Annotated in this window: 6 protein-coding genes; 2 read left to right on the forward strand and 4 right to left on the reverse strand. The window is 64.7% G+C overall.

All coding sequences use genetic code 11. From position 1 onward, the window contains the following. Positions 1–78 precede the first annotated feature (78 nt). Entirely contained in the window at positions 79–2,724 is a 2,646-nt protein-coding gene (gene ligD / locus KMZ68_RS06400) for a DNA ligase D (protein ID WP_249779545.1), read from the forward strand. Positions 2,725–2,795: 71 nt separating this feature from the next. Then, positions 2,796–3,107, forward strand: a complete 312-nt coding sequence (locus KMZ68_RS06405; RefSeq protein WP_215614995.1) for a polyhydroxyalkanoic acid system family protein — start codon at positions 2,796–2,798, stop codon at positions 3,105–3,107. A gap of 11 nt (positions 3,108–3,118) precedes the next feature. On the opposite strand, the gene treZ is transcribed toward KMZ68_RS06405, so the two are convergent. Genes treZ through treS form a run of 4 tightly spaced genes read right to left on the reverse strand, consistent with a single transcriptional unit; the run spans position 3,119 to position 12,407 of the window. Further along, entirely contained in the window at positions 3,119–4,885 is a 1,767-nt protein-coding gene (treZ, locus tag KMZ68_RS06410; protein ID WP_215614996.1) for a malto-oligosyltrehalose trehalohydrolase, read from the reverse strand. Next, on the reverse strand, positions 4,882–6,957 hold the full coding sequence (glgX, locus tag KMZ68_RS06415; protein WP_215614997.1) for a glycogen debranching protein GlgX: 2,076 nt from the start codon (positions 6,955–6,957) through the stop codon (positions 4,882–4,884). Before glgX ends, treZ begins: the two co-directional genes overlap by 4 nt. A gap of 3 nt (positions 6,958–6,960) precedes the next feature. Next, positions 6,961–9,108 (reverse strand): 1,4-alpha-glucan branching protein GlgB, encoded by a 2,148-nt coding sequence (gene glgB / locus KMZ68_RS06420; protein ID WP_215614998.1) that lies wholly within the window; start codon positions 9,106–9,108, stop codon positions 6,961–6,963. Beyond that, the gene (gene treS / locus KMZ68_RS06425; RefSeq protein ID WP_215614999.1) at positions 9,105–12,407 is read right to left on the reverse strand and encodes a maltose alpha-D-glucosyltransferase; all 3,303 of its coding nucleotides are present in this window, start codon (positions 12,405–12,407) and stop codon (positions 9,105–9,107) included. Before treS ends, glgB begins: the two co-directional genes overlap by 4 nt. Positions 12,408–12,412 lie beyond the last annotated feature (5 nt).

The raw sequence follows: 12,412 nt of genomic DNA on the forward strand, positions 1-12,412 counted from the left end.
CGACGGAGAGGGCCTTTCCAATAGCCGCGGCAGGACACTACAATCCTCGGCATGTCCCGGCGCGAAACGGAACGATCCGTGCCCCCCAAGAGCCTGTCCACCTATCGGAAGAAGCGCGACTTCGAAAGAACCGCTGAGCCTTCCGGCGAGGTCGAGGTCGCGGCTTCGAAGCAGCGCCGGTTCGTGATCCAGAAGCACGCGGCGACCCGGCTGCATTACGACCTCCGGCTCGAATTTGACGGCGTGTTCAAGTCCTGGGCGGTGGCGCGCGGGCCCTCGCTCGATCCGCACGACAAGCGGCTGGCGGTCGAGGTGGAGGATCATCCGCTCGACTACGGCGATTTCGAAGGCACCATCCCGAAGGGGCAGTATGGCGGCGGCACCGTGCAGCTCTGGGACCGCGGCTTCTGGGAATCCGACGATCCGGAAAAGGGATTCAAGAAGGGCGACCTCAAATTCACCCTGCACGGCGGCAAGCTCGGCGGCAGCTGGGTGCTGGTGCGCATGCGTCACGACCGCGACGGCGGCACCCGCACCAACTGGCTGCTGATCAAGCATCGCGACGCGTTCGCCAAAGAGGGCGAGGCCAACCAGATCCTGGATGAGGACAGGTCGATCGCGTCGGGACGGACGATGGCGGAGATCGCGGCCGGCAAGGGCAGGGCGCCGAAACCGTTCATGCTGGCGAAGGCCGGCCGCGGCAAGGCCGACGCGGTCTGGGATTCGAATGAGGGAAGTGCGGCAGAGGCGCGCGCGGAGAGGAAAGGCGCATCGCCGAAGGCGCTCGCGATGACCAAGGGCAAGAAAGTCGCCGCGATGCCGGATTTCGTCGCGCCGCAGCTCTGCACCCTGGTCGAGCGACCGCCGGACTCGCAGGGCTGGTGCCACGAAATCAAGTTCGACGGCTACCGGGTGCAGATGCGCGTCGAGCGCGGCAAGGCCGCGCTGAAGACCCGCAAGGGGCTGGACTGGACCGACAAGTTCAAGGCGATCGCCAGGGAAGGCAGCGCGCTGCCCGACGTGCTGGTCGACGGCGAGATCGTCGCGCTCGACCACAACGGCGTCCCGGATTTCTCCACGCTGCAGGCCGCGATCTCCGACGGCAAGACCGACAACCTGATCTTCTTCGCGTTCGACCTGCTGTTTGCCGGCGGCGAGGACCTTCGCAGCGTGCCGCTCGGCCAGCGGAAACAGCGGTTGAAGGACTTGCTGGAGGCCCGCAAGGGCAGGAGCAACCTGATCCGCTATGTCGAGCATTTCGAGACCGGCGGCGACGCCATCCTGCAATCGGCGCGCAAGCTGGCGCTGGAGGGCATCGTCTCGAAGAGGCTGAGCGCGCCCTACCGTTCCGGGCGTTCCGAGAGCTGGACCAAGGCAAAGTGCCGGGCCGGGCATGAGGTCGTGATCGGCGGCTGGAAGACCACCAACGGCAAATTCCGCTCGCTGATGGCGGGCGTCCATCGCGGCGACCATCTCGCCTTTGTCGGCATCGTCGGCACCGGCTTCGGTCAGGACACGATGCGGCGGATCATGCCGGCGCTGAAGGCGGCAAGTTCCGACGAGAACCCGTTCGGCGGCAAGGATGCGCCGAAGAAGACCCGCGACGTGCACTGGCTGAAGCCCGAGCTGGTCGCCGAGATCGAATTCGCCGGCTGGACCGCGGACGGCAACATACGACAGGCTGCGTTCAAGGGACTGCGCCAGGACAAGCCGGCCGAGGAGATCGAGGCGGAGACGCCTGCCATGGTGGACATCGCCAGCCCCTCCGGCAAAGCCGCAGGCAATCCCGGCAAGGTGCGGTCCGCGCCGGCGGGCAGGTCCGCCGAGGTGATGGGCGTGATCATCTCGAAGCCCGACAAGGAGCTGTGGCCGGACGCCGGCGACGGCAAGGGCGTGACCAAGCTCGATCTCGCCAGATATTTCGAGGCGGTCGGCGGCTGGATGATCGGCCATCTCAAGGGGCGGCCATGCTCGGTGGTCCGCGCCCCCGACGGCATCAAGGGGGAAAAATTCTTCCAGCGCCACGCGATGCCCGGCACCTCGCACCTTTTGGAGCTGGTCAAGGTCTCCGGCGACCGCAAGCCCTATCTGCAGATCGACCGCGTCGAGGGCCTCGCCGCGGTGGCGCAGCTCGGCGGCGTCGAACTGCATCCCTGGAACTGCGCGCCCGATATGCCCGACGTGCCCGGCCGGCTGGTGTTCGATCTCGACCCCGCTCCGGAAGTCGAATTCTCCGACGTCATCGAAGCCGCCAGGGACATGCGGCAGCATCTCGCCGCTCTCGGGCTGGAAAGCTTCTGCAAGACCACCGGCGGCAAGGGGCTGCATGTGGTGACGCCGCTGGCCTGTGGCGCCAAGGACCAGGTGACCTGGAAGGAAGCCAAGGCTTTTGCGCTTGGCGTCTGCCGGTGGATGGCGAACGAAGATCCCGGGCGCTATCTGCTCAACATGTCGAAGAAGCTACGCAGCGGAAAGATCTTTCTCGATTATCTCCGCAACGACCGCCTGGCGACCGCGGTCGCGGTGCTGTCGCCGCGGGCGCGCGAAGGCGCCACCGTCTCGATGCCGCTGACATGGGCCCAGCTGCGCGGCGATCTCGATCCGAAGCGCTATACGGTGCGCACCGTGCAGGCGCTGCTGGCGCGGACAAAGGCGTGGGAGGGTTACGATGACGCGGCGTCGTCGATCAGGGCCGCGATGAAGAAGTTGGCGGAGAAGATCTAACCGCCGTCATTCCGGGGCGCGCGAAGCGCGAACCCGGAATCTCGCGCTAATAATCCCTGGAGGATATCAAGATGTCTGCACCGCTCATCGTTTCGATTCCACATCGCCTCGGCCGCGAAGAGGCGGTGCGCCGCCTGAAAGCCGGTTTGGCACGGGCCGCGTCCAGCGTGCCGGTGTTGACCGTCGATGAGGAGCGATGGGAGCAGGACCGCATGATCTTCCGTATTCGTGCGCTCGGGCAGGCGGCTTCGGGTCATATCGATGTCGCCGACGATCATGTCCGGCTGGAAGTCACGCTGCCCTGGCTGCTGCTGCGGTTTGCCGAAGTGGCGCAGGCCGCGATCAAGCAGCGCGGCAATCTGCTGCTGACCAAGAAGGATTGATCGGCGCGGTGTTACCCTGCGGCAAGGCGCCAGAACACCGACCACGGCGGAAGCACGTCGCCGGTCTCGCCGCCCCAGATGGCGGTACCGCCCATCGCGCTTCGCTGGCGGGTGATGTCGACGGGCGACAGGTTGGCCTCAAGACGGAGCGCCGCGCCGTTGCCCATACGCCAGCTTGCCGTCAGCAGGCCGTTGTCCGCCGCATGCGCCTCGCCGAACGCTGTGCCCGCCAGCCGCGGGACGATTTCGCGGTGGCGGGTCGCGAGCAGGTTCCGCACCAGCGCCAGCCGCGTCTGTCCCGGCTCCTCGTTGCGCGCCTGCCAATCCGGCACCGCGGATTGAAACGTCGATTGTTCAAGGGGATCGGGCACCTCGTCGCCATAGGTCGCATAGGCCCAGTCGTACTCCCTGCGTCGTCCCTTGCGCACCGCCTCGGCGAGATCGCCCTCGAAATCGCAGAAGAACGGGAACGGTGTTTTCGAGCCCCATTCTTCCCCCATGAACAGCATCGGGATCGCAGGCGCCAGCAGAGTAATCGCTAAAGCGGCTTCGATCGCGCGGCTGCTCGCGATGCTTTCGAGCCGGTCGCCGAGCGCGCGGTTGCCGATCTGGTCGTGGTTCTGCAGGAAGTTGACGAATGCGGTGGGAGAAAGTGTGCCGCTGGATTCGCCGCGCGGCCGCCCGCCCAGAAACGCGAAGGCCTCGCCCTGAAAGACGAAGCCGGAGCCGAGCGCCCGCGCAATGTCCCGCAGCGGCGACCTCGTGTAGTCGCCGTAATAGCCCTGGCTCTCGCCGGTCAGGAAAACATGCCAGGCGTGGTGATAATCGTCGTTCCATTGTGCGCGGTATTTGCCGCATGGCGGGTCCTGCCCGGCATCCAGCAGGCTCGCGCGGTTATCGCCGTTTTCGACGACCAGATGGATGTGCCGGCCGGTCGCCGCGGCGAGCTCTCCGGCCGCGCGGCTGAGATCGTGCAGCAGCGGGAGCCCACCCGGGTCGGCCATGGTGTTCACCGCATCCAGCCGCAAGCCGTCGAGACGGTATTGGCGCAGCCAGTGCAGCGCGTTGCCGATGGCGAAGGCGCGCACCTCGGGCACGCGATAGTCGATGACGTTGCCCCAGGGCGTCTGCGCCTCCGTGAAGAAAGCGGGCGCATAGCGGCCGAGGTAATTTCCCTCCGGGCCGAAGTGGTTATAGACCACGTCGAGGAACACCATCAGCCCGCGCAGATGCGCCTCGTCGATCAGGGTCTTGAGATCGTCGGGCCGTCCATAGGCGCTGTCGGGTGCGTACCACAGCACGCCGTCATAGCCCCAGTTGCGGGAGCCCGCGAAATCCGCCAGCGGCATCAATTCCAGCGCTGTGATGCCGGTGGCCGCGAGATGATCGAGCTTTTCGATCATGGCGCGGTAGCTGCCTTCCTCGGTGAAAGTGCCGACATGGCTTTCGAGCAGGACGGTTTCCTGCCATGGGCGTCCAAGCCAGCCGGTCGCGCGCCATTGGTAGCTGGATTGATCGATCAGCTCGCTCGGGCCGGAGACGTCGTCGGGCTGAAATGCCGAGGCGGGGTCGGGTACGTCGATCTCGCCGTCGATCCGGAATTTGTAGCGTGCGCCGGCCTTGACGCCGGCGATATCGGCGGAGTACCAGCCGCCGTCGCCGCGCTGCAGGGCGTGCGGTTTGTCCAGCAGCAGGTCGACGCGTTTCGCCGCCGGCGCCCAGAGCCGGAACGACGCACCGTCCGCCGTCAGTCGTGCGCCGAATGGTTGCTCATTCATGCCGAACCCGCAAAGGCGAGCACCGAGCGGGGAGGTGCCGTCGTCTCGCTGCCCGGCGCGAAGTCGGCGGCCTTCTGCTTTACGTCGGCGGTGTTCAACAGTTGCTGCCAGCTCGCGTATTCCGCCATCTTCGGCAGCTTGAACACAATCGGTTCGGGCGCGGCATTGAGAACGATGAAGATCGGCGCCTGACCATGCTCGACCGGTCCCAATACATAAGCAAGGAACCGGCCTTCCGGAAAATTCCAGTCCTGCTCCTCCATTTCGTCGGCCGCCGGGGTCAGCCACAACACGCCGTAGGATCCGTCGACGCGCCGCCCGTCGAGCCAGCGGTGTGCGCGGATCTGCGGAAAGCGCCTTCGCAGTTCGGTGATATAGCCGATGAAGTCGGTGAGGTCATCGCCCTCGCGGCCAAGGCCGGCCCAACTCACCCAGCCGATTTCATTGTCCTGGCAATAGGCGTTGTTGTTGCCGGACTGCGAATTGCCGACCTCGTCGCCGGCCAGGATCAGCGGCAGGCCCTGCGCCAGCAACAGGCATGCCAGCTGGTTCTTCCGCAGCTGACGGCGCAGCGCCACGATGCTCTCGTCGGCGGTCGGACCTTCATGGCCGCAATTGTTGCTGTGATTGTGGTTGGATCCGTCGCGGTTATCCTCGCCGTTGGCCTCGTTGTGTTTCTCATTGTAGCTGAACAGATCGGCCAGCGTGAAGCCGTCATGCACTGTGATGTGGTTGACGCTGGCGCGTTGCGTGCGGCCGTCATGGTTGAACAGGTCGGACGAGCCGGTCATGCGGCGGGAGACTTCGCCGATCAGGCTGCCTTCGCCGCTCCAGTAGCGCCGCATCGTGCTGCGGTAGCGGTCGTTCCATTCCGACCATTGCGACGGAAAGGCGCCGACCTGATAGCCGCCCAAGCCGAGGTCCCACGGCTCGGCGACCAGCTTCACCGATGCCAGCACCGGGTCCTGCCGGATCGCGGTGAAGAAGGCGGCGTTGCGATCGAAACCGTCAGGACCGCGCGCCAGCGTGGTGGCGAGGTCGAAGCGGAAGCCGTCGATATGGCAGATCTCGACCCAGTAGCGCAGCGAATCCATCACCATCTGCAGCACCCGCGGATGGGTGAGGTTGACCGAGCTGCCGCAGCCGGTGAAGTCGTCGTAGAATCGCGGATTGTCCGGCTTCAGCCAGTAGTAGGAGGCGTTGTCGATGCCGCGGAACGACAGCGTCGGGCCCATATGGTCACCCTCGGCGGTGTGGTTGTAGACGACGTCGAGCATCACCTCGATGCCGGCGTCATGCAGCCGCGCCACGGTGGTGCGGAAGGCGTCGAGCGGGTTGTCCTGCGCATAGCGCGCCTCCGGCGCGAAGAAAGCCAGCGTGTTGTAGCCCCAGTAATTCGACAGCTTCTTTTCAACCAGCACCCGGTCGTCGATCAGGCCGTGGACCGGCAAGAGCTCGATGGTGGTGACGCCGAGGCGCTTGAAATGCTCGATCATGGCCGGCGACGACAGCCCGCCATAGGTGCCGCGCAGGTTGGGCGGCACGTCGTCGCGCTTCTGGGTCAGGCCCTTGACGTGCGCCTCGTAGATGATGGTGTCTTCCCAGGGGACGTTGGGGCGCATTTCGCGCCGGCCCCAGTTGAAGGTCTCGTCGACGACGACGGCCTTCGGCATGCCGCGCGCATTGTCGCGGCGGTCGAACGACAGGTCCTCGCGGGCGCTGCCAGTGCGATAAGCGAAATGCGCATCGCTCCAGACCAGCCGGCCGGCAAGGCGCCTGGCATAGGGATCGAGCAGAAGCTTGTTGGCGTTGAAGCGATGGCCATGTTCGGGCTCATAGGGGCCGTGAACGCGATAGCCGTAGAGCTGGCCGGGCGCGACGTCGTTGAGATAACCGTGCCAGACATCCTCGGTGCGCTCGGGCAGTTCGACGCGCTCGAGCTCGCGGCGGCCCTGGCTGTCGAACAGGCAAAGCTCGACCTTGTGCGCGTTGGCGGAGAACAGCGCAAAATTGGTGCCCCGGCCGTCCCAGCTTGCACCGAGGCGGGAGGACGTTCCGGCTGTCAGGCGCATGCGTCAGCTTTCCGGTACGAGAAATATCGCGGCCAGTGGCGGAACGGTGAGATTGAGTTCAGGCACGGGCCCCTCCGAAGCCTCGACCTCGCCGACGTTCCCGACATTGCTGCCGCCGTAATGCGCGGAGTCCGAATTGAGCACCTCGCGCCACTTGCCGGTGAACGGCACCCGGACACGGTAGTTGTAATAGACATTCGGCGAAAAATTGATGACGACGAGACAGCGGGCACGTGCAGCGCTGCCCTTGCGGATCCAGCCGAACACGTTGCCGGCGGCGTCATCGTTGACGATCCATTCGAAGCCGGATGGATCGCAGTCCAGCTCGTGCAGCGCCGGCAGCGTGCGGTAAAGCCCGTTGAGGTCCCGGATCAGGCTTTGGATGCCCAGGTGCCTCTTCTGTTCGAGCAGATGCCAGTCGAGCGCGCGGTCGTGGTTCCATTCGCGCTCCTGGCCGAATTCGCAGCCCATGAACATCAGCTTCTTGCCGGGATGAGCGAACATGAAACTGTAATAGGCGCGCAGGTTCGCAAAGCGCTGCCAGTCGTCGCCGGGCATTCGCCCCAGGATCGAGCGCTTGCCGTGGACGACCTCGTCATGCGACAGCGGCAGGATGAAGTTTTCCGAGAACGCGTAATGCAGGCCGAACAGGATGTCGCCGTGATGATGCTTGCGGTGGATCGGATCCTTGCCGATGTAGTTCAGCGTGTCGTGCATCCAGCCCATGTTCCATTTATAGCCGAATCCGAGCCCGCCATATTCAACCGGACGCGACACCTGCGGCCATGCGGTCGATTCCTCCGCGGCCGTGGTGGCCTGCGGAAAGCGCGCGAACACTTCGGTATTGAAGCGGCGCAGGAAATCGATTGCCTCGAGATTTTCGCGTCCGCCATATTTGTTCGGGATCCAGCCGCCGGCGGGCCGGCTGTAGTCGAGATAGAGCATGGAAGCGACCGCGTCGACGCGCAAGCCGTCGATGGCATAGCGCTCCAGCCAGAACAGCGCGTTCGACACCAGGAAATTGACGACTTCGGTGCGGCCGTAATTGTAGATCAGCGTGCCCCAGTCGAGGTGACGGCCCCGCAGCGGGTTGGCGTGCTCGTAGAGCGCGGTGCCGTCGAAATGGCCGAGGCCGTGCGGATCGTCCGGAAAATGCCCGGGCACCCAGTCCAGCATTACCCCCAGGCCTTCGCGGTGGCAGGCGTCGACCAGCGCGCAAAAATCCGCCGGTGTCCCGAACCGGCTGGTGGGCGCGAACATGCCGGTCGGCTGGTAGCCCCAGGAACCATCGAACGGATGCTCGTTGACGGGAAGAAATTCGACATGGGTGAAGCCGAGATCCCTGACATAGCGCGGAAGCTGTTCGGCCAGCTCGCGGTAGCTCAGCCATTCGTTGCTGCCTTTGCGCCGCCACGAGCCGAGATGGACCTCGTAGATCGAGACGGGCGCGCTCAGCGCGTTGATGCCGGATGGCGCGGGCTGCGGACGCGGCAATCTGGTCTCGTCCAGCACGATGGACGCGGTGCTCGGGCGCAGCTCCGCGGCAAAGGCCAGCGGATCGGCCTTCAGCGGCAGATGCTGGCCCTGCGGTCCGATGATATCGAACTTGTAGTGGTCGCCGGCGGCGGCGTGGGGCACGAACAGCTCCCAATAGCCGGTGCCGCGCACCCGCATCGGATGCCGCCGCGGATTCCAGAAATTGAAATCGCCGACCACGCTGACCCGGCGCGCATTGGGCGCGAGCACCACGAAGGCCACTCCGGGAACGCCGTCCAGCGTCATCGGATGCGCGCCGAGCTTGTCGTAGATCCGCTGATGGGTGCCCTCGCCGAGCAGATACAGATCCAAATCGCTCAGCACCGGCGGAAAACGATAGGGGTCGTCAAGATCGACCACGGTCTCGCCGAACCGGGCGCGCAACTGGTAGCGCCTGGAGCCGTTCGGCAGCGCGCCTGCGAACAGGCCGGCGTCATGGATGCGTGAAAGCTCCGCCGTTGCGCCATGCTCGTCGATCGCGTCGACCTTCGACGCCTCCGGCAGGAAGGCGCGGACCACAGTGCGGCCGTCCTCGGTATGCAAACCGAGGTAATGAAAGGGATCGGAGTGGCGGCCTTCGACGATCGCATAGGCCTCGGCGGACAGTTTGGTCATGAGGCCTCGTTGGTATTCCCGGACAATATTCGGATCATCCCGATCAGCGGGATGCGCAGCCATTCCGGCCGGTGGGCCAGTTCGTATTCGATCTCGTAGCAGGCTTTTTCAAGCACAAAGAAATTCAGCGTCTGCTCGGCGGCTACCGGATCGGCCGGCCACAGGCGCTGATTTGTCATGGCTTCGCGATAAGCGGCAAGAAACGCCGCCGTAGAGCGTTCACGCCACTCGGCCAGCGCCGCAGCGAGCCTGCCGTTCTCGTCTGGCGCCACGTTCAACGTGCGCTCCAGCGCCGCGGTGGCCGAATAGTCGATCGAGCGGATCAAGCCTGCAACATCGCGCGCGGCGGGCGCCTTGCGTCGCCGCTGGTCCAGCGGGCGGCGGCGCTCACCCTCGAAACCGGTAATGAAGATGTCGTCCTTGACGATCAGGATCTGTCCGAGGTGGAAATCGCCATGGAGGCGGATGCTCAGGCTGTCGATATCAGGCGGCAACAGCGTAGTGAGGCGGTCTCGCAAACTCGCGCGCTGCGCCAGCGCCAGATCGACCAGCGGACGATCGGCTTCCCTGATGGCATCGCGCTGCTGCGTCAGCGTGTCGAACACCCGCTCGGCCCGGGTCGTCACGTCGCCGATCCAGCGCGCCACGTCGCCGGAACCGGTCGGTTCGGGTGAGAAATCCGCCACGCCGTTGCTCGCGGCGAGCGCGAGATGCATCTCGGCGACGCGCTTTCCGGCATGCGACATGCAGCGCAGATAGGGCACCTGTTCGTCGCTTTCACTCAAGTGTTGGCTGGCCGCCAGCAGCCGCTGTTCGTCGATGTAGCGATCGAGATAGGCCGACGTCACAGTCCAGGCATCGCCCTGGTTTTCGACGAAGGCATGCACGCTCACGATCGCGCTTCTGTCGTCGCCATTGACCAGTTCGACGCTGCCGAGCAGCGCCGGCGCGTGGGAAAATCCCGCGATATCGGTCAGGAAGCGTCCGATCTCGACCTCGGGATTGATGCCGGATTCGAGCTTGCGGTGGACCTTGACCACATAATCGTTGTCCGCCAGTGCGATGCTGTAGGGCTGTTCGGTGTCGACCGTGCGGATGTGCTCGGGCGGCTTGATCGGTTTGTCCGAAAGCCGCGCGGTCGGCCTGAATTCAAGGCGCAGGCCATCTTCCTCGACGGTCAGATTGTCCCGAAGGTTGCGCAACAATAGCGCGATGAAGATCTGGTCGGTGGCGACGTCCAGCAGCGTTCCCTCGCGCGCGCCCTGACGGACCGCCGCAAAGGCGCGGGGATTATAGCGCTCGCGGTCGAAGCGCACCCATTCGATCTGCATAGGCAGTACGTAGCGGGCGGTCTCGCCGTGTTGCGTCGCCTCAAAGAAGACGAGCCAGGGGCGGTTATCGCCGATATCGCAGAATGGAATGGCCGAGGTCAGGGCCGGCTGGATCGCCTGCGGCGCACGCTCCGGATACCAGCGGGTCCGCGCCAGATGCCCCGGCAGCACGTCACGTTCGAACACGCTGCGGGTTCGCGCCAGCGACATCCAGGTCGCCCCCAGCGGCACCACCAGGGTCTCGAATTCCGGCACCGCCGAAGGTTCGACATGCTCCGACCTGTCGCGCTCCTTGAGCTGGAACCAGTAGAAGCCATAGGGCGCCAGCGTGATCATGTAGGGCAGTTCGCCGATCGCCGGAAAGCGGGTCCGGCCAAGCATCTCCAGCGGGACGCGATCCTTCCAGGCGGAGAGATCGAGTTCGGTCGCCTGCGCCGATCGCGACAGGTTGGCGACGCACAGAATGACCTCGTCCTGATACTGGCGAACATAGCACAGCACCGAGCGATTGACCGGACGGATGAACGTCATGGTGCCGCGGCCGAATGCCAGCGTTGACTTGCGCATCGAGATCAGCCGCTTGGTGGCGCTGAGCAGCGAAGACAGGCTGCGCGACTGCGCCTCGACATTGACCGCTTCGTAGCCGTAGACCGGGTCCATGATGGTCGGGGCGTAAAGCCGCGCCGGATCGGCGCGGGAGAAGCCGCCATTGCGGTCTGGCGACCATTGCATCGGCGTGCGCACGCCATTGCGGTCGCCGAGATAGATGTTGTCGCCCATGCCGATTTCATCACCGTAATAGATGATCGGGGTGCCCGGGAACGACAGCAGCAGCGAGTTCATCAGCTCGATCTTGCGCCGGTCGTTGTCCATCAGCGGCGCCAGGCGCCGGCGGATACCGACATTGATGCGGGCGCGGGGATCGTTGGCGTAGGTCGACCACAGATAGTCGCGCTCGACGTCGGTGACCATTTCCAGCGTCAGCTCGTCGTGGTTACGCAGGAACAGCGCCCACTGGCAGTTGTTCGGGATATCCGGCGTCTGGCGCAGGATGTCGGTGATCGGAAAGCGGTCTTCCTGGGCGATCGCCATGTAGATCCGCGGCATCAAGGGGAAATGATAGGCCATGTGGCATTCGTCGCCGCGGCCGAAATATTCCTGGACGTCCTCGGGCCACTGATTGGCTTCCGCCAGCAACACCTTGCCCTTGGCATAGGCGTCGAGCTCGGCGCGCAGCTGCCTGATGATGGCGTGGGTTTCCGGCAGGTTCTCGTTATTGGTGCCGTCACGCTCGCACAGATAGGGGATGGCGTCGAGACGGAAGCCGTCGACGCCAGCATCGAGCCAGCGCTTCATCACCTGCACGATCGCGCGGACCACCCGCGGATTGTCGAAATTGAGGTCCGGCTGGTGCGAGAAGAAGCGGTGCCAGTAGAATTGGCCGGCTTCCGGATCCCAGGTCCAGTTCGATTTTTCAGTGTCGGTGAAGATGATCCGCGTGCCCGGATATTTCTGGTCGGTGTCGCTCCAGACGTACCAGTTGCGCGCGCTTGACTTCGGGTCGCTGCGGCGGGCGCGTTTGAACCATTGGTGCTGGTCGGATGTGTGATTGACGACGAGCTCGGTGATGACCCGCAGGCCGCGCCGCTTGGCTTCGACGATGAAGCGCCTGAAATCCTTCATGGTCCCGAAATCGGGATTGATGGCGCCGTAGTCGGCAATGTCATAGCCGTCGTCGCGGCCGGGCGAGGGATAGAACGGCAGCAGCCATAGCGCGGTGACGCCGAGATCCTGCAGATAGCCGAGTTTCTCGGTCAGGCCGGCGAAATCGCCGATGCCGTCATTGTTGCTGTCGGCAAAAGCCTTGACATGAAGCTGGTAGATGATGGCGTCCTTGTACCAGAGCTCGTCGCCATCCAGCGCGGGGACCGGCAGCTCCGTTGCATCGATGGAGGACAAGAGATTCATGGCGC

It is taken from the genome of Bradyrhizobium sediminis (assembly GCF_018736105.1).
GTDB lineage: Bacteria > Pseudomonadota > Alphaproteobacteria > Rhizobiales > Xanthobacteraceae > Bradyrhizobium.